Source organism: Vibrio sp. L3-7 (assembly GCF_963898195.1).
Taxonomy (GTDB): Bacteria; Pseudomonadota; Gammaproteobacteria; order Enterobacterales; family Vibrionaceae; genus Vibrio; species Vibrio echinoideorum.
The window spans coordinates 154764-179262 of sequence record NZ_CAWQUW010000002.1 but is presented as its reverse complement, the minus strand read 5'-3'; the positions used below and the strand labels follow the sequence as shown (position 1 = coordinate 179262).

The window sequence follows — 24499 nt, the reverse complement described above, 5'->3', positions numbered from 1 at the left end:
AACTTACCAGTACTACTACAAAATCAATTGCGAGTCACATCACCTTAACAACTGCGCGCAAAAAACCATCAAAGCACCATATTTTGACGTTAATGACGTGTCGATGTGTGTTTTTAACGTTTTTGACGGGAAACGAGTTTGATTAATTCATCGATAAGGTGTTTTCTTACTCCTGCCAAAGGCCTACAGGCCACTCTTACCACTTCTCAGAAGAAGCAACAAATCTGGAGCAATGAAGAAGAGGTAGGCCTTTAACTAGAGTGTGTATCTACTAAACAATTAGCGACAGATAACATTCAATCCATTAGTGAAATGAAAGCAAATAGTAAGGAACAGCTATGCTTGCCAATATAAAAAAAACAGCAATAGCAACAGCAATTATTGCAACTGCTACAACAGGTTTTGCATCAGTAGCAACAGCTGCAGAACGCAGTGAGTTGACTATTCACCCGAAAGAGTACACTACATTCGTACGTAACTTTAACCCGTACCTTGGTGCTACTAACTTACATACTACAACCGACTTCCTTTATGAGCCGCTAGTAGTATTTAACGAAATGCACGGTAACACTCCAGTGTTCCGTCTAGCTGAAAACTTCACAATGTCAGATGACCTGATGAGCGTAGTTTTCGACATTCGTAAGGGTGTTAAATGGTCTGACGGAGAAACTTTCTCTGCTGATGATGTTGTTTTTTCTTTCAACCTTGTAAAAGAGAAGCCAGAACTTGACCAATCTGGTATCAACTCTTGGGTAACTTCTGTAGAAAAACTGAACGACAACCAAGTTAAGTTTACCCTAACAGAAGCTAACTCAAACGTACCTTATGAGATTGCTAAAGTACCAGTAGTACCTAAGCACATCTGGAAAGACGTAAAAAATCCATCTACGTTCACCAATGAGAACCCTGTAGGTTCAGGTCCGTTTACAGAAATCGATACGTTTACAGCGCAACTATACATCCAGTGTGCAAACCCGAACTACTGGGATGCAGACAACCTAGATGTTGACTGTCTGCGCGTTCCACAAATTGCTAACAACGACCAGTTCCTAGGTAAAGTTGTAAACAGTGAAATGGATTGGACGTCTTCTTTCGTTCCTGATATCGACCGTACCTACGCAGCAGCGAGCCCGAAACACCACTACTGGTACCCGCCAGCAGGTACGCAAGCATTCATCGTTAACTTCAAGCACCCTGATGCTGCGAAGCATGAAGCATTGAGCAACGTTGAATTCCGTCGTGCTTTCTCAATGGCTCTTGATCGTCAAACTATCATCGACATCGCATTCTACGGCGGTGGCACTGTGAACGATTTCGCATCAGGTCTTGGCTACGCGTTTGAAGCTTGGTCTGATGAAAAGACTCACAACAAGTACAAAGGCTTCAACACATACAATGCTGAAGGTGCTAAAAAGCTTCTTGCTGACGCAGGCTTCAAAGATGTAAACAAAGATGGTTTTGTTGATACTCCCTCAGGCAAGTCTTTCGAACTAATGATTCAATCGCCAAATGGCTGGACTGACTTTAACAACACAGTTCAACTTGCGGTAGAACAGCTAAACGAGATCGGTATTAAAGCGAAAGCTCGTACACCTGATTTCTCAGTGTACAACCAAGCAATGCTTGAAGGTACATACGACGTAGCATACACAAACTACTTCCACGGTGCAGATCCATACACATACTGGAACAGTGCTTACAACTCGTCACTACAATCTGGTGATGGTATGCCTCGTTTCGCAATGCACTACTACCAAAACGATAAGCTAGATGGTCTTCTAAACAGCTTCTACAAAACAGCTGATAAGAACGAACAACTAGATATTGCACATGGTATCCAGCAAATCATCGCTGCGGACCAAGTGACAATTCCGGTGATGTCTGGTGCTTACATGTACCAATACAACACAACTCGCTTCACTGGTTGGTGGAACGAAGAAAATCCAAAAGGCCGTCCAAACATTTGGGCTGGTATTCCAGAGCGTCTACTTCATGTACTGGACCTAAAACCAGTTAAATAAGTAATCGTTCAATTTTTGCGGCGTAACTTCTTACGCCGCTTATAAAAATCCCCACACTATCAATTGAAAGTATGGCGCTAGTCGTCAGGGGATTTTTCGTTCCAAATTTCGCTAGGAGCGACCTGAATCCAGAAACAGGGAAACAATCTGGGTGAGTAAGGTGTGAGTTATGGGTTATTTTTTTAGACGTTTGTCATTCTATTTTGTCGCGCTATTAGTTGCTGCGACGTTAAACTTTATTATTCCAAGAGCAATGCCTGGTGACCCAGTTACCATGATGTTTGCGAACGCTTCTGTACAAGTTACTCCAGAGCGTATAGCTGCAATGAAAGAACTATTAGGCTTCGTTGATGGTGGCTTACTCGTTCAATATGTAGCGTATATGAAAAACATTCTTAGCTGGGAGCTTGGTACATCAATCCAATTCTACCCACTTTCAGTAAATACATTGTTGGGCGGAGCATTTGGCTGGTCGCTTTTCTTAGCTGGGACCGCAGTTGTTCTTTCTTTCTCTATTGGTTCAATCCTAGGTATTTTTGCAGCATGGAAACGTGGCAGCAAATACGATGCATTTGTTACACCGGGGATGCTTATTCTGCAAGCCGTTCCTCAGGTAGTTATTGCGATGATTGCACTATTCACCTTCGCCATTGGCTTAAAGTGGTTCCCGACAGGCTACGCCTATACTGCAGGTACGATACCTGACTGGACAAGTTGGGCATTCATAAAAGACGTTGCGTACCACGCTTTCTTACCCTTGGTGTGTGCATCCATAGTTCAAATTGGTGGCTTCCTAGTAAACATGCGTAACAACATGATCAACCTGCTAGCAGAAGACTACATAACTATGGCTAAAGGCAAAGGCCTTAGCGAGAACCGAGTGGTATTCAACTACGCAGCTCGTAACGCGATGCTACCAAGTGTTACAGCCCTTTCAATGTCTTTAGGCATGGCAATCGGTGGTCAATTAATCATCGAAATTATCTTTAACTACCCAGGTCTTGGTAGCGTACTTTTCAACGCAATTAACGCTCGTGACTACCAAGTACTGCAAGGCCAACTGCTTATTATGACGCTATTCATGCTGTTCTTTAACCTAGTTGCCGACATGCTTTACGTTGTTCTTGACCCTCGTCTTCGTAAGGGTGGTAAATAATCATGAAAGACATTCTAAAACTCATTTGGCGTAACCCGATGGCTCTAACTGGCGTCATCATCCTAAGTATTTTTATTCTTGGCGCTATAGCTGCCCCTTTGATTACCAAACATGTACCAGACAAACGTACAGGTAACCCGCACGAATACCCAAGTTTCATCGTGAAATCTGCACAAACTAACCCTGACGGCTGGGTTGCTCAAAACTTAGCAGACGACCGTCGTACATTGATTATGTCTAAGAAGGCAGACCACGTACTAGGTACAACTCGTATGGGGCGTGATGTTTGGTCACAAGTGGTATACGGCGCACGTGTATCTCTTGCGGTAGGTTTTGGGGCTGGTCTAACCGTATGTTTATTAGCAACTGTTATCGGTGTTTCGGCTGGTTACTTTGGTGGCCGTGTGGATGACATACTGACCGCAGCGATGAACATCATGCTGGTTATTCCTCAATACCCATTATTGTTCGTAGTCGCGGCCTTTATCGGTGAGGCAGGGCCACTCACCATCACCTTAGTTATCGGCTTTATGTCCTGGGCTTGGGGTGCCCGTGTTGTTCGCTCCCAAACTTTAGCACTGCGTGAAAAAGAGTTTGTAAAAGCAGCTGAAGTTTTGGGTGAATCTTCATTCCGCATCATCTTCGTAGAGATTCTGCCAAACCTTATCTCTATTGTCGGCGCAAGCTTCATCGGTTCAGTTATGTACGCAATCATGATGGAAGCAACAATTTCATTCCTAGGTCTTGGTGACTCAAACACAATCAGTTGGGGCATCATGCTTTACAACGTTCAAACGTCTTCATCTATGCTGATTGGCGCTTGGTGGGAACTGTTGGCTCCTTGTATCGCACTGACACTACTAGTAACAGGCCTTGCTTTGCTTAACTTTGCTGTCGATGAAATTGCTAACCCTCAATTGCGTTCTCACAAAGGTATGAAACGTTGGAAGAAACTAGCGGCTCAAGACAAAGAAGAACGTGAACCAGAACTACCACCACAAAATGCACTTTGGAGCGGAGATAAATAATCATGTCTGAACCACTAATTTCTATCCGCAACTTATGCGTGGATTACATCACAGAGTCAGGCGATGTTCGTGCTTGTAACAATGTAAGTTTCGATATCGCTCCGGGTGAAGTATTCGGCCTAGCTGGAGAATCTGGCTGTGGTAAATCAACGGTCGCTTTCTCTCTTATGCGTCTTCACAAGCCGCCAGCTTATATCAGTGGTGGGGAGGTTATCTTCAACGGTGAAAACATCCTTGAATACAGTGATGAACGCATGCAATCGTTCCGTTGGAGCGAGATGTCCATGGTATTCCAGAGTGCGATGAACGCACTCAACCCAGTGCTACCAATGGAAGAGCAGTTCTGTGACGTAATTATGCGTCACACTAATATGACCCGTGAGCAAGCTAAACAACGAGCTGAAGGTCTACTTGAAATCGTAGATATTCATCCAAGTCGATTAACTGACTACCCTCACCAATTCTCTGGTGGCATGCGTCAACGTTTGGTTATTGCTATCGCACTAGCGCTGAATCCAAAGCTGATCATTATGGATGAGCCAACGACAGCACTGGATGTGGTCGTTCAACGTGAAATCCTACAAAAGATTTATGCATTAAAAGAAGAGTTTGGCTTCTCGATTTTGTTCATCACCCACGACTTATCATTGATGGTCGAGTTCTCTGACCGAATCGGCATCATGTACTCAGGTGAGCTTATTGAAGTTGCTAACTCTCAAGATATTCTAGAAAACCCTTACCACCCTTACACCAAAGGGTTGGGTAGTTCTTTCCCTCCACTGACAGGGCCAAAGACAAAGCTAGCAGGAATTCCAGGCAACCCCTTAAATCTATTAGAAATACCTGAAGGATGTCGTTTCCAAGCTCGTTGTGACCGTGTACATGAAACCTGTACAAAAGTACCAACCAAGTTGCGTTCTATCGAACCGGGACACTTGTCTAACTGCCACCTGTACGGTGACCCAATAGTACAAAGGAAGCTATAGCTTGCACGTTGACACAGCGTGAATAACTAACAAGGCGGTTCGACTGCCCAAAAGCAAGCAAAGCGAACAAGGATTCTGGAGACAATTATGAGCAAAGATTTCGGTCAATTATTGGTAGAAGGTAAGAATGTCGTAAAAGACTTCCCGATAAGCAGTACCACTATTCAAACCCCAATGATGCGTGCGATTAACGACGTGTCATTCAAAATGTACAAGAGCCGTGGCCTAGCGGTGGTTGGTGAATCAGGTTCAGGTAAATCAACGACAGCAAAAATGATCGCAAAAATGTATGCGCCTTCGGGCGGTAGCATTGAATACAAAGGCCGTGATATCCAAGAGATTTCAAGCCGAAAAGATCTTATGCATTACCGTGAAGGTGTGCAGATGGTATGGCAAGACCCGTTTGGTTCGCTAAACCCTACTCACAATATCTTCCACCATATTGCTCGACCATTGTTGATCCATAAAAAGGTCGCTCCGGGCAACAAGAAAGAGCTTGAAGAACGAGTTTATGATCTATTGGAACAAGTAGGCTTAGTTCCACCGAAAGAGACTTCGCAAAAGTATCCTCACCAACTTTCTGGTGGCCAACGTCAACGTGTCAATCTAGCACGCAATATCGCGGTAGGTGCTGAAGTCGTTTTAGCGGACGAACCAACCTCAATGCTAGACGTTTCGATTCGTGCTGGTGTTTTAAACCTGATGGAAGAGATGAAGTTTGAGAAACAAATGTCTCTGCTATATATCACCCACGACATCGCAACCGCTCGCTACATAGCTGAAGATCTTTCAGTGATGTACGTGGGACACATGGTCGAATGGGGCGATACCGATGATGTAATTGCTAACCCTCAACACCCTTACACGCAACTTCTTGTTTCTGCGGTTCCAGACCCTAAGAAATCGATCCACGAAAAACTAGCAGGTAACAAAGGCGAGATCCCGCTCTGGACTCCGGCATCAGTAGGTTGTCCATTTGCGGGGCGTTGCACTCAAGCGATGGACAAGTGTAAAGAGCAACTGCCAGGAGTGACTCAATTAGCTGATAACCACTTTGTTCGTTGTTACCTACACGAAAGCTAAACCTTAAGTCTGAGTTAGGGTCTGCGGACCCTAACGATTCTATCCAAAACAATTCAGGTATCTAGCCACAAGAAACTAGGACCTTTGGAGAACATTGATGTTGTTATTGACCAACCATATTGGCTACGAATCCACCGCTCCAAAGCAGGCGATCTTACAAACAAACAAAGCGCGCTTATCGAGCACAACGGCACTGTTGGTGTGTGCTGACAATCATATTACCGTGGGCAACTTTGATGTTGTAAAGCAGGGTCGCGTAGCAAATTGGCATCAAGGACAATTTTTCACTATCGATTTCAGTTCATTTACAGAAATTGGCCGTTATTACTTACGTTTTGACAACTTACGTTCAGAAGTATTTGAGATTGGTAACAACCTACTGATGAACCAAACTTTTTCTGATGTGCTTCATTACTTTAAGTCACAACGTTGCGGCGGGATTTTTGACAAGAAAGATCGACAAGCAAAAATCTTGGGATCAGACCGATACGTTGATGTTCATGGTGGTTGGTACGATGCATCAGGTGACGTAAGTAAGTATTTTAGCCATTTATCATATGGTAATTATCTCAATCCCCAACAAATTCCAATGGTCGTTTGGAACATGCTAAAAAGCGTGCGCTTAATCTGCAATAACCCAGACTTCCCAAAATTCTCGATGACTCGCTTAACCGAAGAAGCCTTGTTCGGCGCTGATTTTCTAGTACGTATGCAAGACGCGGCTGGCTACTTCTACATGACGGTATTCGATAAATGGAGCAAAGATATCGAACAGCGCGATATCTGTGCCTACGCCACTCAAGAAGGTCATAAGTCAACAGATTTGCAAGCCGCTTTCCGACAAGGTGCTGGCGTTGCGATTGCAGCATTGGCGGCGGCTTCTGAGCTTGAAAGCTCTGGCAGTTACTCAAGCAAAACTTATCTTGATACTGCCGCAAAAGGCTATTGGCACCTTAAAGAACACAACCTTCAATACTTAAACGATGGTGAGGAAAACATTATTGATGAGTATTGCGCCCTACTCGCAGCCAATGAACTTTACCGAGTAACGCAAGACGAACAATATCTTTTAGAAGCAAGAATTTGGACTGCTCGTTTAACCTCTCGTCAGCAGTCCGATGAATCTTTCGAAAACTTTTGGTCAGCGAACTCTGACGGCTCTCGCCCATACTTTCATGCAGCGGAAGCTGGCCTTCCCGTGATTGCGCTATGCGAATACATCGACAACGAAACCGATACTGAATTAAGAGAACAAGCACGTCTTGTTGTTGAGCAAGCTTGTCAGTTCGAAACCAATATTACCGACAAAGTCACCAACCCATTTGGCTACCCAAGACAGTACGTTAAGTCTGTCGACGGTGATAAGCGTGATGCCTTTTTTGTCGCTCAACAGAACGAAACTGGTTACTGGTGGCAAGGTGAAAATGCACGCCTCGGCTCATTGGCTACTATGGCTTACTTAGTTCAACCTCACATTAAAAATGTAGACCTTCAAAAACGCCTAATTCAACTTTCACAAAACAGCCTTGATTGGATTTTGGGTCTCAACCCATACCATATGTGCATGCTCGATGGCCACGGCCATAACAACCCAGACTACCTGCCACAGCTTGGTTTCTTTAATGCGAAAGGCGGAGTTTGTAACGGCATCACAGCGGGCTTTGACGATGAGCAAGACATCGCGTTCAACCCACCAGCACAAAAAGATGACATGCTTCAAAATTGGCGCTGGGGCGAACAATGGATCCCTCATGGCGCATGGTACTTACTGGCCACAGCTGCGCAGTTCAACTTCCTAACACAACGTAAGGAGCAATAACGATGGCTCTTTACTACGTAGGTATTGATGGCGGCGGTACATCTTGCCGAGCTCGAATTCGAGATGACCAAGGCAAACTCATTGGCGAAGCAAAGAGTGGCAGCGCCAACATTCTGCTCGGTGTTGATGTTGCGATGGTATCCATTGTTGATGCGATTACGTCAGCAGCAAGACAAGGTAATCTCGACTCAAATCACTTTTCTGATATGCATATTGGATTGGCATTAGCTGGTGCTGAGCAAAAGTCGGCATGGCTCGAATTCATGGCACAAACCCATCCTTTTGCAAGCATGACGCTAAACACAGACGCTTATGGGGCATGTGTTGGTGCCCACAATGGCCAAGACGGCGCAATCATGATTGGTGGTACAGGCTCATGTGGCATCTACTTAAACAACGGCGAGCAACATGTTGTTGGCGGTCGTGAATTCCCAATTTCAGATCAAGGCGGCGCAGTGATGGGCCTTCGTTTAATTCAGCAAGTTCTACTCGCTGAAGATGGCATTCGTAACAAAACACCACTGACTCAACATGTAATGGCGCATTTTAATCACAATGTTGATGCGATCGTGGCGTGGTCGAAAGTCGCAATCCCAAAAGATTACGGTCAATTTTCCCCTGTCATTTTTCAACTGGCTAATGAAGGTGACGAACTGGCTATCGAAATGCTCAAACTAACCGCAGCAGATATCGAAATGTTTGTCTTAGCTCTTCATCGAAAAGGCGCTGACAAGGTGTGCTTAATGGGCAGTATTGCAGAACGTATTCTCAATTGGTTGTCACCACCAGTACAGCAATGGATCGTTAAACCTCAATTTGATGCTATCGAAGGTGCATTGATGTTTGCTGGTCAATCACAACACAACCTGTACCAACAGGCTTAGCAGGGAAGTTATATGAATTATCGCATCGACTTAGCCGTTCTTTCCGAACAAAAAAATAACTGCCGATTTGGCCTTACGGTACATAACTTAAGTGACCTCGACGTACAAGATTGGTCACTGCATTTTGCCTTTGACCGATTCATTCTTCCAGAGAGTTTATCGCAAGGTGAATTGGCTCAAGTTGGGAGCTATTGTTCGTTCAAACCAAGCTCGCCTGTATTAATGGCGAACAACCACTACTACCTTGAGTTCAGTATTCAAAGCGCCCCGTTCCGCTTCTATTCGGATGGCCTTAATGATGCCTTTATCCAATCGCATCACGAGGGCGAAACATCGGTACTGCCAGTGGCGATATCTCCGATAGTTTTGGCTTCGCCATATCGTGAACGTAATCAAATACCACAAGTAAGTGCGGCTGAAGTGGCTTTGATCCCTCAAGCGAATAAGATCGAACTGACACAAGATAGCTTCGAGCTAGGCAGCGCATGCAAGATTGAGGTTCAATCTCACCTTGCAGATAAAGCCGTATCTTGGCTGCAACAAGAATTACTTTCTTCCTTTGAAATATCTCTTTCGAATGAGCTTTCAACTAAACGTTCACCAGGACTTCCAACAGAAGAGAACAGCGACATTCTATTTCGCAGTAATCCGACGTTAGACGAAGCCGAGTACAAGCTCACCGTCACGTTACAACAGATAATGGTTGAATCAGGCAGCCAGTCTGGCTTCACACACGCCGTGGCAAGCTTGATTCAGTTGGTACAGCAACTGGATGCAGAGAACTTCTCTGTTCCATGTTGCAAAATCGCTGATCAGCCTCGCTTCAAATACCGCGGCATGATGTTGGACTGCGCTCGCCATTTCCACTCAGTGGAGCAAGTTAAGCGTTTAATCAACCAGTTGGCGCACTACAAATTCAACGTTTTTCATTGGCATCTAACCGATGATGAAGGCTGGAGAATTGAGATAAAAAGCCTCCCTCAACTGACTAAAATCGGTGCTTGGCGTGGACCTGACCATCCGTTAGAACCACAATACACACACCTTGCTGAGAACTATGGTGGCTTCTACACGCAGCAACAGATTCGCGAAGTGATTGAATATGCGGAGCAGCGCAGCATCACAGTCATCCCTGAGATCGATATCCCGGGACACTGCCGCGCTGCAATAAAGTCACTGCCTGACCTGCTGGTAGAGCAAGCAGACACCACACAATACAAGAGTATTCAGCACTACAACGACAACGTGCTAAATCCAGGTTTACCGGGTACTTACCAATTCCTAGATGCCGTTATTGAAGAAGTGGCAGAGCTGTTCCCTAGCGAATTGATCCACATGGGCGCAGATGAAGTACCACCAGGAGTGTGGAGCAACAGCCCTGCCGCTCAAGCACTGATGAAAGAGCACCAGTACCAAGACAGCAAAGACTTGCAAGGTCACCTATTCCGCTATGCCGAAAACAAACTCAAGCAGTTAGGCAAGCGCATGGTGGGCTGGGAAGAAGCGCAACATGGCGACAAAGTCAGTAAAGAGACCATCATCTACTCGTGGCTAAGTGAAGAAGCTGCTATCAATTGCGCTCGCCAAGGCTTTGATGTGGTGCTGCAACCTGCACAGTTTACTTATCTTGACATGACCCAAGATTATGCACCGGAAGAACCGGGCGTAGATTGGGCTGCCGTTATCCCATTAGAACAAGCTTATACCTACGAAGCGCTTGCTGAGATATCCGACACCGACCCAATTCGTAAGCGGATTCGCGGAATTCAGTGTGCTCTCTGGTGTGAGATCGTCACCAATCAAAAGCGTATGGATTACATGGTATTTCCAAGAATTAGCGCTTTAGCTGAAGGATGTTGGACACATAAAAACAACCGAAACTGGCTAGATTACCTATCTCGCCTAAAGGGCCACCTGCCATTACTCGACAGACTCAATGTTGATTATCGCAACCCTTGGAAAGCTCAATAAAACAAAACCAAAGCAACACTCATATAGAGCGGTTACTGCTCAAATTAAGTTGCTGACTCAAATTAAGGTGCTCAGTTAGATAAGACTCAGCATCACTATTTAAAAATTAGCTGCATAGATGCAGTTTGTTAAAAAGGAAATGACAATGAAATACGGCTATTTCGATAACGACAATCGCGAATACGTCATCACTCGCCCTGATGTACCAGCACCTTGGACCAACTACCTAGGTACTGAAAAGTTTTGTACCGTAATTTCGCACAATGCGGGCGGTTACTCGTTCTACAATTCTCCGGAATACAACCGTGTTACTAAGTTCCGTCCAAACGGCACATTCGATCGTCCAGGGCACTATGTTTACCTACGTGATGATGAGACGGGTGATTACTGGTCTATCTCTTGGCAGCCAGTGGCAAAAAGTCTAGATGAAGCGAACTACGAAGTTCGTCATGGCTTGTCATACTCAAAGTTCAAATGTGAATACAGCGGTATTACGGCAACTAAAACACTATTCGTTCCTAAGGGTGAAGATGCGGAAGTTTGGGATGTCGTACTGAAGAACAACACAGATAAGCCAAGAACCATCAGCACTTTCTCATTTGTTGAGTTCTCTTTCAGTCACATTCAATCAGATAACCAAAACCATCAGATGTCTTTGTACTCTGCGGGCACGTCTTACCAAGAAGGTGTTCTGGAATACGACCTGTACTACAACACCAACGACTTTGAAGGCTTCTACTACCTAGCATCCACCTTCTCGCCAGACAGCTACGACGGACAACGTGACAACTTCCTTGGCATGTACCGTGACGAAGCCAACCCAATTGCGGTTGAAAATGGCAAGTGTTCTAACAGTGCGCAAACTTGTTACAACCACTGTGGTTCTCTGCATAAGCAATTTACGATTCAGCCGGGTGAAGAGGCTCGCTTTGCGTACGTACTAGGTATCGGCAAAGGCAACGGCGAGCGTCTACGTGAGAAATACCAAGACACAGCCAACGTAGACGCAGCATTCCAAGGAATCAAAGATCACTGGGACGAACGCTGCAACAAGTTCCAAGTTAAGTCTCCAAACGAAGGCTTAGACACCATGATCAACACGTGGACGCTTTACCAAGCGGAAACCTGTGTGGTTTGGTCACGCTTTGCTTCATTCATCGAAGTTGGTGGTCGTACTGGCCTTGGTTACCGTGATACGGCGCAAGATGCTATCTCAGTACCTCATGCCAACCCACAAATGACCAAGAAACGTATTATCGACCTGCTTCGCGGCCAAGTTAAAGCGGGCTACGGTCTACACTTGTTCGATCCTGACTGGTTCGATCCAGAGAAAGCTGACGTTGAACCTTCAAAATCGCCAACGGTTGTTCCAACACCGTCAGACGACGACAAGATCCACGGCATTGACGATACCTGTTCTGATGATCACTTGTGGATCGTACCAACCATCATCAAGTACGTGATGGAAACGGGTGAACACGATTTCTTTGACGAAGTGATTCCATACGCAGATGGTGGCGAAGCAACGGTTTACGAACACATGAAAGCGGCACTGAACTTCTCTGCAGAATACGTAGGTCAAACGGGTATCTGTAAGGGTCTTCGCGCAGACTGGAATGACTGTTTAAACCTAGGTGGTGGTGAATCTTCAATGGTTTCATTCCTACACTTCTGGGCGCTACAAGAATTCTTAGACCTAGCTAAGTTCCGTAATAACGATGCTGACGTTACTAAATACACTGAAATGGCAGCGAACGTTCGCGAAGCGTGTGAAACGCACCTTTGGGATGACGAGGGTGGCTGGTACATCCGTGGTCTGACTAAAAATGGCGACAAGATCGGTACCGCTCAACAAGCTGAAGGTCGAGTTCACCTTGAGTCAAACACGCTAGCGGTTCTATCTGGCGCGGTATCTCAAGAGCGTGGCGAGAAAGCGATGGACGCAGTTGATGAGAACTTATTCTCTGAGTACGGCTTACACCTAAACTCTCCATCATTTGCTACACCAAACGACGATATCGGCTTTGTGACTCGTGTTTACCAAGGCGTTAAAGAGAACGGCGCTATCTTCTCTCACCCGAATCCATGGGCTTGGGTAGCAGAAGCGAAGCTAGGTCGTGGTGACCGTGCTATGAAGTTCTACGACGCACTTAACCCGTACAACCAAAACGACATGATTGAAACGCGTTACGCAGAACCATACTCGTACGTGCAGTTCATCATGGGTAAAGATCACAAAGACCATGGTCGTGCAAACCACCCTTGGTTAACAGGTACCTCTGGTTGGGCTTACTTCGCGGTAACCAACTTCATTCTTGGTGTTCGTACAGGCTTTGAAGGCTTAACAGTTGATCCATGTATCCCGACTGATTGGCCAGAGTTCGAGGTTACTCGTCAATGGCGTGGCGCGACTTACAACATCACAGTGCAGAACCCGAATGCAGTAAGCAAAGGCGTTGCCTCTATCACTATCAATGGTGAACAGGTTGAAGGTGCAATTCCAGTGCAAGCAGAAGGCAGCGTGAACGATGTTGTCGTTGTTCTAGGCTAGTCACTCAATTTGACGAACAGCTCCTGTCTCAAGCCTTCCGGTTTGAGACAATGAGACTAAAAGGATTTTCTAATGATTAAATTTGGTACAGGTGGCTGGCGCGCGTTTATTGGTGAAGAGTTCACTAGAGAAAACGTGCGCTTAGTAGCGCAAGCACTAGCAAACATCATCAACAATGAAGGAGCGGCAAAGAACGGATTTGTGATCGGCTATGACCGCCGCTTCCTTTCAGATAAAGCCGCGTGTTGGTTTGCTGAAGTGTTGGCCGCTAACAATATCAAAGTAAGCTTTATCGACAAATTCGTTCCTACTCCTATCGTGATGTTCCAAGCGAAAGAGATGGGGTGTGTCTACTCAGCCTGTATTACCGCTTCTCACAACCCTGCTGATTACAACGGAATCAAGGTTTTCATTGAAGGTGGCCGTGATGCTGATGAGATCATCACAGAGAAGATTGAACAGCAAATCGCATCACTGACCAGCGAAGACGTTATCCGAGTCGACTTCGAACAAGCATTAAACGACAAAGAAATCGAGATCATCAATCCGATGAACGCCTTTGTTGACTCGATTATCAACGCCATTGATATCGAATCGATTAAGAAAGCGAACCTACGTGTACTGATTGACCCGATGTTTGGTGTGGCGAAAAACGCACTTCAAACCGTTCTAATCAGTGCCCGCTGTGATGTCGACGTAATCAACGATGGTAAGAACCCAGATTTCGGGGGCCTAATGCCATCTCCTAATGCAGCTACGCTCTACCGATTGAAGCATTTGGTAGCAGCAGAAGGCTATGACATTGGTATTGGTACCGATGGCGATGCCGACCGTTTAGGCATCATCGATGAGAAAGGTCACTTCATTCACCCTAACGAAGTGTTACTGCTTCTTTACTACTACTTATTGGAATACAAAGGCTGGAAAGGCTCTGTAGTGCGTAACATCGCCACCACACATCTGCTCGACAAAGTAGCGGCAGATCATGGTGAAAAGAGCTTTGAGGTTCCTGTAGGCTTTAAGCATATCAGCTCTCAAATGGAAGCCGATGATTCACTGATTGGTGGTGAAAGCTCGGGCGGTTTAACCATTCGAGGTCACATCAAAGGTAAGGATGGCGTGTTCGCATCGAGCTTACTGGTTGAGATGATCAGTGTGACAGGCAAGAAGCTGTCTGAGCTGCTTGATGAGATTTACTCTAAGTATGGCTATGCGTATACGGCGGAAGGCGATTGCAAGTTTAAACCTTCAGAGAAGGAAGCGCTCTACACCAAGATCTACGTCGAAAAACAACTGCCTGAATTTGAATACGAAATTGAAAAAGTCAGCTATGAAGATGGTGCCAAGGTGTACTTCAAGAATGGCGGCTGGGTGATTGCTCGTTTCTCAGGAACTGAGCCATTGCTACGAATCTTCGCTGAAATGGAAGATAAAGACACTGCAGAACATGTTCTTCAAAAAGTGAAAGACTTCCTCTCTCTATAGGCTTATAGAGTGCAGCAGTCTTGTATGGGATTTAATAAATCACTGCCTTGTTAAACCTATAGATGAAGAGCTTTTGCCCAGTACTTTCGATTAAGTGCTGGGCTTTTTTATGACTGCGTTTTATTTTTTGGAAAAACTGTTTTGGCGGCTCGTCGTTAAAACGCTAATACGCCTTTAGTATCCACTTTTACGGTTACCGGCATGCCCACTTCAAGAGCTTCTGAAGAAGTCGCTAATAACTTCTGACCATTAGCTTCAATTACATAGCGACAATGGTCACCCATGAACTGCTGCTCCAATACAGATAGGTTACTATCCACATCATGAGTGGCTACGATATGTTGAGGCCTTAACAACAACGCACATTGAGCACCAACTTCTATTTCAGTTTGCGCCTTCGCTTCGATCGAACCTAAGCTTGTTTCAAATTCATTATCTGAAATACGTTGTGCATTCAAGTAGCTACCGCCACCCAAGAAGTCAGCCACAAACTTGCTTGATGGGTGGAAGTACAATTCTGATGCCGAGCCATATTGCTCAATCACACCGTGATTCATTACTGCCATTTTATCAGCAAAGGCAAAAGCCTCTTCACGGCTGTGAGTAACAAAAATAGCCGTCACACCCTGCTTCTTGAAGATTTTACGAATCTGAGAAATCAGTTCGTGACGTACTTGGGTATCAATGTTGGAAAACGGTTCATCCAATAGCAGTAGGTCTGGCTTATAAGCTAAAGAACGCGCAATCGCGACACGTTGCTGTTGTCCACCAGAGAGCTGATGAGGATAACGATCACCAAATTGATCAAGATGAACAAGCTCAAGCATCTCTTGAACTTTCTCTGCCTTATCTTGCTCAGACATATCACGCAGACCAAATGCCACGTTCTGATTCACCGTAAGGTGTGGAAACAAAGCATAGTCTTGAAAGATCATACCAATGTTACGCTGCTCTGGCGGCAACCAATTTGCAGCATCATCAATGACTTGGCAATTCAAGCTCATAACGCCACTGCTCAATGGAAGCAGGCCGGCAATCGCTTTAAGCAGCGTTGTCTTACCACAACCACTGGCACCAAGCAGACAAACAATTTCACCATGCTCGACTTCTAAAGAAAGAGATTCCAAAATAGTTTGGGACTCATACTTACAAGTCAGATCTTTAATTGATAATGCACAACTCATTAGTGTTTCTGCTCCAAGGAACGGTTTACGATGATCAGCGGAATTAAACCCACCAAAACTAACAACACAGCAGGCATGGCTGCTAATTCAAGATGCTCATCTGACGCATAGTTATAAACATAAGTCGCGAGCGTTTCGAAATTAAAAGGACGCAGCAGCAATGCCGCGTTTAACTCTTTCATTGATTCAATAAACACCAATAAGCCTGCAATCAGTGCACCACGCTTAATCAAAGGTAAGTGTACCCGACGCAACATCTGGTTGGCATTGCAACCCATGGTTTTAGAAGCCATATCCAATGAAGGTGATACCTTACTTAAGCTACTTTCGATACTACCAATAGCAACAGCTGAAAAACGCACGACCATGGCAAATATGAGCGCAAACATAGAACCAGAGAAAATTAAACCTGGTCGTCCCCACTCCATCGCTTTCGCTATGTCATTAACTAAATGGTCCATAAACAGCACAGGTACCATCACGCCAATCGCTAACACGGTTCCAGGAACGGCGTAGCCCATTGAAGCGAACCTCATGTAAGCCAAGTTTTTCTTACCAGGACTAACACGTTGATTAAAATTGACAATCAACGCAACAATCACACCAATAATCGCAGCGACAACAGAGACGTAAAGACTATTAAGTGCATACTCTCTGAACTCTGGGGTCCAGCTTTGAGCAAAATACTTGTAGGCATAAATGATCAACTGCGCGAGAGGGAATAAGAACGCAATACACACTAATCCCCAACACCAAAAGAGTGCCAACCACTTTTTCCAGCCGATGAGTTCATAACGAAAGTCTTCACGGCTACTGAATTGATTCTGAAACAATTTCTGTTTACGACGGCTGTATCGCTCGGTACTCAATAATAGAATGACGATCACCAGCATTATTGCCGATATTTTTGCTGCGGCCGTTAAGCTTGAATAGCCCAACCAAGTATCGTATACCGCTGTCGTCAACGTGCTTACGGCAAAATAACTTACCGTACCAAAGTCACCAATAGTTTCCATCGCAACAAGAGACAAACCTACCGCCATCGAGGGGCGAACAAGTGGTAATGAAATACGACGAAAGCTTTCCCAAGGAGAGCACTTTAATAAGCGAGCAGATTGTAATAGAGATACGTTTTGCTCCATGAACGCCGCACGGCAGAGCAAATAAATATAAGGGTAAAGAACGAGAGACAGAACAATAATAGCGCCCGATAAGGTTCTAATATCGGGGAACCAATACTCACCAGGTCCCCAGCCAGTTAGATCTCGTAACAGGATTTGAACAGGGCCAGCGAAGTCAAACCAGTCGGTAAAAATATAGCCCACGATATAACCAGGCATTGCCAATGGCAGCACCAAAGCCCATTGCAAAACGCGTTCTCCAGGGACACGACACATTGCCATGATCCATGCAGATGGAATACCAAAAATCAAAGACAGGAACATAGTTCCTATGACTAAAACCACCGTATTGTAGGCATAGGTGGGCATTACTGTGGACATAAGATGAGAAAAGAGCTCATCTGTTTCTCCAACAGCAGTCGTAAAAATCGCCAAGATTGGTAAAACAAGCAGTACAGCGATTATTCCGCTACTGGTGTTCCATAAATAATTCTTTTCTTTCATCAACTAACTACAACGAGGCTTAATGAAACACAAATACATTTGCAAATACATCTCATATCCTTTTAATGGTGGGGGTATTTATACCCATATACCGTAATGACTTCAAGGTGAGATGCGAATAACTCAATGGTTCAAGAGAGAGCTTTGTATCAAAAAGTGATTTATCCAAAAACAAACAACCCCAAGAAGCCTAAAATAGCTACTTGGGGTTGTAATTTTATGTGGGCCGAAGCCTACAATAATAAATTAAAGATCAAATTTAACTTCGTCTAATAGCTTGATTGCAGCAGCATGGTGATCTGCAATTTCATCTAGAGAAATCGTATCCGCTTTGAACTCACCCCAAGATGCAACAAGCTCTGAAGGCTTAACGTCTGCTTTAACTGGGTATTCGTAGTTCACTTCTGCATACATGCCTTGTGCAGTATTGCCTGATAGGAACTCCATTAGCTTAACCGCGTTCTCTTTGTTTGGAGAGAATTTAGCCATAGCCATACCAGAGATGTTTACGTGAGTACCCGTTGTTTCTTGGTTCGGGAAGTTAATGTAAACAGAGTCAGCCCAAGCTTTTTGCTCTTTATCATTAATCATCTTACCTAGGTAGTAGCTGTTACCTAGAGCAACATCACATAGACCTTCTTTAATCGCTTTAACTTGTGCACGATCGTTGCCTTGAGGCTTACGCGCTAGGTTTGCTTTTACGCCTTCTAGCCACTCTTTCGTTTCAGCTTCACCTTTGTGAGCAATCATCGAAGATACTAGAGAAACATTGTATGGGTGCTTACCGCTACGAGTACAGATTTTGCCTTTGAATTCTGGTTTAGTTAGATCGGCATAAGTGAACTCTTCACCTAGACGACCAACACGGTCACGTGAAGAATAAACACTACGTGTACGAGTTGTTAGAGCAAACCACTCATTAGCGGAATCTTGGTACTGAGCTGGAATGTTCTTTTCAAGTACATCACTCTCGACAGATTGAACTAGATCTTGTTTTGTTAGCTCAGATAAACGACTGATATCTACAGTTAAGACAACATCCGCAGGGCTGTATTCACCCTCTTGAGCTAATTTTTCTGCTAAACCTTTTTTAGCAAACTTAACGTTTACTTTAATGCCAGTCTCTTTCGTGAATTCCTTGAACATTGGCTCAACTAGGAAAGGTTGACGGTAAGAGTATACGTTGACTTCTTCCGCAGCCATTGCTGTCGGGGCAATTACACCACACGCTAGAGCTGAAAGTGTTAGCAGTTTCTTCATTGTAAAATCCTTTATATCGAAATGATAATGTCTATCAGTTGCGTTATTATATTCATCATTAACATAATTACAATGACGAGCGACAAAAAATCCGTCTACTCAGACCATTAAAACCCTCACATTTGTAACAAAGCATTTCCAAACAAACACCTTGTCTTCGCTTTAAATGAAACCTGTTTACCCCTTATTCCCTCTTGCAATGTTCGACCATAAATACAACAAAACCCCACAACCATGAGCTGTAGGGTTTTGTTTTTATGGCCTGATTTTTATCAGGTCAAAAGATTACTGCTGATTATTTTACTGATACAAACTCAGGGTAAGCGCCTACACCACAATCGTGCATGTCCATACCTTCAAGTTCTTCATCTTCAGTTACACGAATACCGATTGTCGCTTTAAGCACAGCCCATACAACTAAGCTAGCACCGAATACCCATGCGAAGATTACCGCAGCACCCAATAGTTGAGCACCAAATGTTGCATCAGCGTTACTTAGTGGCACAGCCATTAGACCAAAGAAGCCACATACACCGTGTACCGAGATAGCACCTACTGGATCATCAATCTTAGCTTTGTCTAGAGCAATGATACTGAACACAACAAGTGCACCAGATACCGAACCAATTGCAACAGCAAATAGAGGTGATGGTGATAGAGGATCTGCAGTGATTGCTACTAGACCAGCTAACGCGCCGTTAAGGATCATTGTTAAGTCAGCTTTACCCCACGTTGTTTTACATACTAGTAGTGCTGCAATCGCACCTGCTGCTGCTGCTGCGTTAGTGTTCAGGAAAATTTGGCCCACCGCTGTTGCGTTCTCAAAATCTGAAACCATAAGTTGAGAACCACCGTTGAAACCGAACCAACCGAACCAAAGGATAAATGTACCTAACGTTGCAAGTGGCATGTTTGAACCAGGAATCGGGTAAATTTCACCGTTCTTACCATATTTACCTTTACGAGCACCCAGTAATAGAACACCCGCTAATGCTGCTGAAGCGCCTGCCATGTGTACAATACCAGAACCGGCAAAGTCACTGAAACCAGCTTCTGATAGGAAACCACCACCCCAAGTCCAGTAACCTTCCATTGGGTAAATAAACGCTGTTAGTACCACAGAGAAGATAAGGAATGACCAAAGCTTCATACGCTCAGCAACTGCGCCAGAAACGACCGACATTGCTGTTGCAACAAATACTACTTGGAAAAAGAAATCTGATTCTAATGAGTGGTCTGCACCTTCACCTTGAGTACCAATTAGGGCACCAAATGATGGTAGCCATCCACCTTCACCGTTATCGACATACATGATGTTGTAGCCAACCACTAAGAAAGTCGTACAAGCAATCGCGTACAAACAGATGTTCTTAGTTAAAATTTCTGTGGTGTTCTTTGAGCGAACTAAACCCGCTTCTAACATTGCGAAGCCTGCTGCCATCCACATGACCAACGCACCTGAAATGAGGAAGAAAAAAGTGTCTAGTGCGTAACGTAGTTCCATTACTGTTGTTGTAAGTTCCATATTAAAGTCTCCAGTCCTTGTAATTCTTTAAAGTGCTTCAGCATCCATTTCACCGGTACGAATTCGTACGGCTTGGCTTAGGTCATACACAAAAATTTTGCCATCGCCGATTTTTCCGGTGTGTGCCGCTTGGCTAATCGCTTCAACAACTCGGTCAACATTTTCAGCTTGGGTAGCAATCTCTAGCTTCACTTTTGGTAGGAAATCAACTTGATACTCCGCACCACGATACAACTCCGTGTGTCCCTTCTGACGACCAAAACCTTTCACTTCAGAAACTGTCATACCTTCAATACCCACATCAGAGAGCGCTTCGCGTACATCGTCTAATTTGAATGGCTTAACAATAGCATTTATTAATTTCATATTCGTTCCTTAAATTCTTCACTTAATCCGTTAATTCTCTTAATACAATCCAAGTAGCGTGCCAAAAAGTTAAGGTGTTGATTTTAAACGATATACCATTCAATCGGCCGTAAAAACAAAAAAGGCCGCACCAATGTGGTGCGGCCTTTTCACTATCTTAATGCGTTGCGCTATTGTTGCTCCAGTTTTGGGCAACCGAGCATTCAAGGCTCTAGAGTACTCAAGAATAGGGGCTAACTAAAGATTAGAAAGTTAGACTTTAATAGCCTAAAAAATCCATCCAGCGTTCGATGAGTCGCTCGAAGTCATCGATTCCACAGCTTGCTTGGCTCTCACAGTTATAGAAGTCGAACTCGCTGCCCTCTTCCATCTCTTGCTCATGCGCTAGCACGTTTTCTTGAATCGTTACGTCATCTTCATTGATAGCAAGACTGATCTCTTTGCCAAGTAGCGTCACTTCATTGCTCAGATCTTGTCGAGATTGATCAATCAACGCCATCACATGATCCAGCTTCTGCTTATCTTTCCCGATCTCTTCTTGAAGCCAGCGGCCAACAATCTCATGGCCCATGCTACATTTCACATAGTATTCACCCATTAGAGTGTTTCTAGTAAATTCGAATTCCATAAGGCTCCAAAGCTCTAATAAAAAGAAGGTTCAATAAATAGGTAGTAGCAAAAATGAGGCGAGAGTATATAGCTAAGTCTACGAGAGATCGAGTGTGTTGAATGCTGCACTAAACCACCAATAACAAATCACCAAGAACAAACCACCAGCAACACGCATAAACAAAAACGCCCTCTCGTATAGAGAAGGCGTTGTATTAACAGTGAGTACGGTACCGCAATGCAGTAAGTACTGACTTACTATCTATAAAGTGCTTATGCGGGCTCTTGGAAGATAACAGTGTCTGCTTTTTCCGTGTACTGACCCATTTTATGGAAATTCAGGTAACGGTATGTATCTGCAGCTGTTGCATTAATCTTCTCAGCGTACGCTAAGTACTCTTCTTTAGTTGGGATACGACCAAGAATCGCACCAACAGCAGAAAGCTCAGCAGAAGCTAGATAAACGTTCGCACCATTACCCAAACGGTTCGGGAAGTTACGAGTAGACGTAGACATAACCGTCGAAGCATCAGCAACACGAGCTTGGTTACCCATACATAATGAACAACCCGGAGTTTCAATACGAACCCCAGCACGACCGAAGATGCCGTAGTAGCCTTCTTCTGTCAGTTGGTCTTTATCCATCTTAGTTGGCGGAGCAACCCATAGGCGAGTATTCAAAGAGCCATTAAACTCTTCAAGCATCTTACCTGCAGCACGGAAGTGACCGATGTTCGTCATACAAGAACCGATGAACACTTCTTGAATCTCAGTACCTTGAACGTCAGAAAGAAGACGAGCATCATCTGGATCATTTGGTGCGCATAGGATTGGTTGGTCAATGTCAGCAAGATCAATCTCGATAACATGAGCGTATTCAGCATCTGAATCAGCAGCAAGCAACTCAGGGTTCGCTAGCCACTCTTCCATTGCCGTAATACGACGCTCGATAGTACGAACATCACCGTAACCTTCCGCGATCATCCACTTAAGCATAACGACATTCGAGTTCAGATACTCTTCGATAGACTCTTGAGAAAGCTTAACGGTACAACCCGCAGCAGAACGCTCAGCAGATGCATCTGAAAGTTCAAATGCTTGCTCAACAGAAAGGTGGTCAACACCTTCAATCTCTAGTACACGACCAGAGAATTCATTGATCTTACCGGCTTTTTCAACGGTCAGTAGACCTTGCTTGATACCGTAAAGAGGAATTGCATGTACAAGGTCACGTAGCGTGATACCCGGCTGCATTTCACCTTTAAAGCGAACCAAGATTGATTCAGGCATATCAAGAGGCATAACACCTGTTGCTGCAGCAAATGCTACTAAGCCAGAACCTGCTGGGAACGAAATACCTAGAGGGAAACGAGTATGCGAATCACCACCTGTACCAACAGTATCAGGCAGAAGCATACGGTTTAGCCATGAGTGAATAACACCATCACCCGGGCGAAGTGAAACACCTGCACGGTTCATGATGAAATCAGGCAGCGTATGGTGAGTGTTTACATCAACTGGTTTAGGGTATGCAGATGTGTGACAGAAAGACTGCATAACAAGGTCAGCAGAGAAACCAAGACAAGCCAGATCTTTCAGCTCATCACGCGTCATAGGACCCGTAGTATCTTGAGAGCCTACTGTTGTCATTTTAGGTTCACAGTACTGACCAGCACGTACGCCTTCAACGCCACATGCTTTACCTACCATTTTCTGAGCTAGCGTGTAGCCTTTATCAGAAGCTGAAGGGTCGATTGGTTTAGCAAACAAATCAGTTTCAGCTAGACCTAGAGCGTCACGAGCACGACCCGTTAAGCCACGACCAATGATCAGTGGAATACGACCACCAGCACGAACTTCATCTAGCAATACTTTGCTTAGTTCAAAGTTTGAAATCACAGAACCGTTTTTATGCACAACACCTTCATATGGGTAGATATCAATGATATCGCCCATGTTCATGTCTTGAACGTTTAGTTCAATTGGTAGTGCGCCAGAATCTTCCATTGTGTTGTAGAAGATTGGGGCAATTTTACCACCTAGGCAAACACCACCCGTACGCTTGTTTGGTACGAATGGGATATCTTCACCCATAAACCAAAGCACTGAGTTAGTTGCCGACTTACGTGAAGACCCGGTACCAACAACATCACCAACGTATGCCAGTGGAATGCCGTCTTTTTGCATTTCTTCAATTTGATTGATTGGACCAACGTTGCCCTGCTCATCAGGATTGATACCTTCACGTTCCATCTTCAGCATCGCTTTTGCGTGTACAGGGATATCTGGGCGTGACCATGCATCAGGAGCTGGAGATAGGTCATCGGTGTTCGTTTCACCCGTGACTTTAAATACTTTAACGGTGATTTTTTCAGCTACTTTGTTTTTCGCTGTAAACCATTCCGCATCAGCCCAAGATTGAAGTACTTGTTGTGCTGAAGCGTTACCTGCTTTCGCTTTCTCTTCTACATCGTAGAAAGCATCGAACATAAGCAGAGTATGAGAAAGAGCTTTAACAGCAATTGGAGCAAGCTCTGCATCTTCTAGTAGAGATACTAGAGATTCGATGTTGTAGCCACCTTGCATAGTACCAAGCAGCTGAGCCGCTTTTGCTTTGCTCACTAGTGGAGAGGCTACTTCACCTTTCGTAATCGCCGTCAAGAAGCCAGCTTTTACATAAGCAGCTTCATCAACGCCAGGTGGAATTCGGTTTTCTAGTAGGTCAAGAAGGTATTCTTCTTCACCTTGAGGTGGGTTCTTTAGAAGTTCAACTAGGCCAGCGACTTGCTCAGCATCTAGTGGTCTTGGAACAACTCCCTCGGCAGCACGTTCTTCGACGTGTTTACGGTAGGCTTCAAGCACGACTTTTTTCCTCTCATTGCGGTTCACTTCTTATCTTCATAATTATTAGTAAAATAAAGAAGTGAACATCCTTGGAAACTTGGC

Annotated in this window: 17 protein-coding genes; 10 read left to right on the top strand and 7 right to left on the bottom strand. The window is 44.6% G+C overall.

Going from position 1 to position 24499, the window contains the following annotated elements:
- Window positions 1–338: 338 nt before the first annotated feature.
- The 10 genes from AACW75_RS03150 (at window position 339) to AACW75_RS03105 (ending at window position 14984) form a co-directional block, all read left to right on the top strand.
- On the top strand, window positions 339–2021 hold the full coding sequence (locus AACW75_RS03150; RefSeq protein WP_017073096.1) for an ABC transporter substrate-binding protein: 1683 nt from the start codon (window positions 339–341) through the stop codon (window positions 2019–2021).
- Window positions 2022–2190: 169 nt separating this feature from the next.
- Window positions 2191–3177, top strand: a complete 987-nt coding sequence (locus AACW75_RS03145; protein ID WP_017073097.1) for an ABC transporter permease — start codon at window positions 2191–2193, stop codon at window positions 3175–3177.
- A 2-nt stretch (window positions 3178–3179) separates the two neighbouring features.
- On the top strand, window positions 3180–4205 hold the full coding sequence (locus AACW75_RS03140; RefSeq protein WP_145570494.1) for an ABC transporter permease: 1026 nt from the start codon (window positions 3180–3182) through the stop codon (window positions 4203–4205).
- A gap of 2 nt (window positions 4206–4207) precedes the next feature.
- Window positions 4208–5191 carry an ABC transporter ATP-binding protein gene (locus AACW75_RS03135; RefSeq protein WP_017073099.1) on the top strand — a complete coding sequence of 328 codons (984 nt, stop codon included), beginning with the start codon at window positions 4208–4210 and terminating at the stop codon, window positions 5189–5191.
- 87 nt (window positions 5192–5278) lie between these two features.
- A complete protein-coding gene (locus tag AACW75_RS03130; protein WP_017073100.1) occupies window positions 5279–6274 on the top strand; it encodes an ABC transporter ATP-binding protein in 996 nt (331 codons plus the stop codon).
- 97 nt (window positions 6275–6371) lie between these two features.
- Entirely contained in the window at window positions 6372–8093 is a 1722-nt protein-coding gene (locus AACW75_RS03125) for a glycoside hydrolase family 9 protein (protein WP_145570492.1), read from the top strand.
- A gap of 2 nt (window positions 8094–8095) precedes the next feature.
- Window positions 8096–8977 (top strand): N-acetylglucosamine kinase, encoded by an 882-nt coding sequence (locus AACW75_RS03120; RefSeq protein WP_145570490.1) that lies wholly within the window; start codon window positions 8096–8098, stop codon window positions 8975–8977.
- Between the two features lie 12 nt (window positions 8978–8989).
- Window positions 8990–10948, top strand: a complete 1959-nt coding sequence (locus AACW75_RS03115; RefSeq protein ID WP_145570488.1) for a beta-N-acetylhexosaminidase — start codon at window positions 8990–8992, stop codon at window positions 10946–10948.
- A 145-nt stretch (window positions 10949–11093) separates the two neighbouring features.
- On the top strand, window positions 11094–13499 hold the full coding sequence (locus AACW75_RS03110) for a GH36-type glycosyl hydrolase domain-containing protein (protein WP_135457130.1): 2406 nt from the start codon (window positions 11094–11096) through the stop codon (window positions 13497–13499).
- Window positions 13500–13571: 72 nt separating this feature from the next.
- Entirely contained in the window at window positions 13572–14984 is a 1413-nt protein-coding gene (locus AACW75_RS03105) for a phosphoglucomutase/phosphomannomutase family protein (RefSeq protein WP_135457132.1), read from the top strand.
- A gap of 155 nt (window positions 14985–15139) precedes the next feature.
- Here AACW75_RS03105 and AACW75_RS03100 read toward each other — a convergent pair whose 3' ends face one another.
- From AACW75_RS03100 to acnB, 7 genes are all read right to left on the bottom strand, one after another.
- Entirely contained in the window at window positions 15140–16168 is a 1029-nt protein-coding gene (locus AACW75_RS03100; RefSeq protein ID WP_017073106.1) for an ABC transporter ATP-binding protein, read from the bottom strand.
- Window positions 16168–17793: an ABC transporter permease gene (locus tag AACW75_RS03095; RefSeq protein ID WP_017073107.1), complete on the bottom strand. Its 1626-nt coding sequence runs from the start codon at window positions 17791–17793 to the stop codon at window positions 16168–16170. Before AACW75_RS03095 ends, AACW75_RS03100 begins: the two co-directional genes overlap by 1 nt.
- A 246-nt stretch (window positions 17794–18039) precedes the next feature.
- Window positions 18040–19053, bottom strand: coding sequence for a Fe(3+) ABC transporter substrate-binding protein (locus AACW75_RS03090; RefSeq protein WP_135457136.1), 1014 nt, complete (start codon window positions 19051–19053; stop codon window positions 18040–18042).
- A 295-nt stretch (window positions 19054–19348) separates the two neighbouring features.
- Window positions 19349–20578: an ammonium transporter gene (locus AACW75_RS03085; RefSeq protein ID WP_017073110.1), complete on the bottom strand. Its 1230-nt coding sequence runs from the start codon at window positions 20576–20578 to the stop codon at window positions 19349–19351.
- A gap of 27 nt (window positions 20579–20605) precedes the next feature.
- Window positions 20606–20944, bottom strand: coding sequence for a P-II family nitrogen regulator (gene glnK / locus AACW75_RS03080; protein WP_004738200.1), 339 nt, complete (start codon window positions 20942–20944; stop codon window positions 20606–20608).
- Window positions 20945–21203: 259 nt separating this feature from the next.
- Window positions 21204–21572, bottom strand: coding sequence for a YacL family protein (locus tag AACW75_RS03075; RefSeq protein ID WP_017073111.1), 369 nt, complete (start codon window positions 21570–21572; stop codon window positions 21204–21206).
- 254 nt (window positions 21573–21826) lie between these two features.
- Entirely contained in the window at window positions 21827–24415 is a 2589-nt protein-coding gene (gene acnB / locus AACW75_RS03070) for a bifunctional aconitate hydratase 2/2-methylisocitrate dehydratase (protein ID WP_029224784.1), read from the bottom strand.
- Window positions 24416–24499 lie beyond the last annotated feature (84 nt).

Excerpts from the sequence above, each read along its gene's own strand:
- AACW75_RS03115 (WP_145570488.1), top strand. The coding sequence starts at position 8,990 with ATGAATTATCGCATCGACTTAGCCGTTCTTTCCGAACAAAAAAATAAC.
- AACW75_RS03110 (WP_135457130.1), top strand. The coding sequence starts at position 11,094 with ATGAAATACGGCTATTTCGATAACGACAATCGCGAATACGTCATCACT.
- AACW75_RS03100 (WP_017073106.1), bottom strand. The coding sequence starts at position 16,168 with ATGAGTTGTGCATTATCAATTAAAGATCTGACTTGTAAGTATGAGTCC.
- AACW75_RS03120 (WP_145570490.1), top strand. The coding sequence starts at position 8,096 with ATGGCTCTTTACTACGTAGGTATTGATGGCGGCGGTACATCTTGCCGA.
- AACW75_RS03095 (WP_017073107.1), bottom strand. The coding sequence starts at position 17,793 with ATGAAAGAAAAGAATTATTTATGGAACACCAGTAGCGGAATAATCGCT.
- AACW75_RS03140 (WP_145570494.1), top strand. The coding sequence starts at position 3,180 with ATGAAAGACATTCTAAAACTCATTTGGCGTAACCCGATGGCTCTAACT.
- AACW75_RS03135 (WP_017073099.1), top strand. The coding sequence starts at position 4,208 with ATGTCTGAACCACTAATTTCTATCCGCAACTTATGCGTGGATTACATC.
- AACW75_RS03145 (WP_017073097.1), top strand. The coding sequence starts at position 2,191 with ATGGGTTATTTTTTTAGACGTTTGTCATTCTATTTTGTCGCGCTATTA.
- AACW75_RS03130 (WP_017073100.1), top strand. The coding sequence starts at position 5,279 with ATGAGCAAAGATTTCGGTCAATTATTGGTAGAAGGTAAGAATGTCGTA.
- AACW75_RS03150 (WP_017073096.1), top strand. The coding sequence starts at position 339 with ATGCTTGCCAATATAAAAAAAACAGCAATAGCAACAGCAATTATTGCA.
- AACW75_RS03090 (WP_135457136.1), bottom strand. The coding sequence starts at position 19,053 with ATGAAGAAACTGCTAACACTTTCAGCTCTAGCGTGTGGTGTAATTGCC.
- AACW75_RS03125 (WP_145570492.1), top strand. The coding sequence starts at position 6,372 with ATGTTGTTATTGACCAACCATATTGGCTACGAATCCACCGCTCCAAAG.
- AACW75_RS03075 (WP_017073111.1), bottom strand. The coding sequence starts at position 21,572 with ATGGAATTCGAATTTACTAGAAACACTCTAATGGGTGAATACTATGTG.
- AACW75_RS03085 (WP_017073110.1), bottom strand. The coding sequence starts at position 20,578 with ATGGAACTTACAACAACAGTAATGGAACTACGTTACGCACTAGACACT.
- glnK (WP_004738200.1), bottom strand. The coding sequence starts at position 20,944 with ATGAAATTAATAAATGCTATTGTTAAGCCATTCAAATTAGACGATGTA.
- AACW75_RS03105 (WP_135457132.1), top strand. The coding sequence starts at position 13,572 with ATGATTAAATTTGGTACAGGTGGCTGGCGCGCGTTTATTGGTGAAGAG.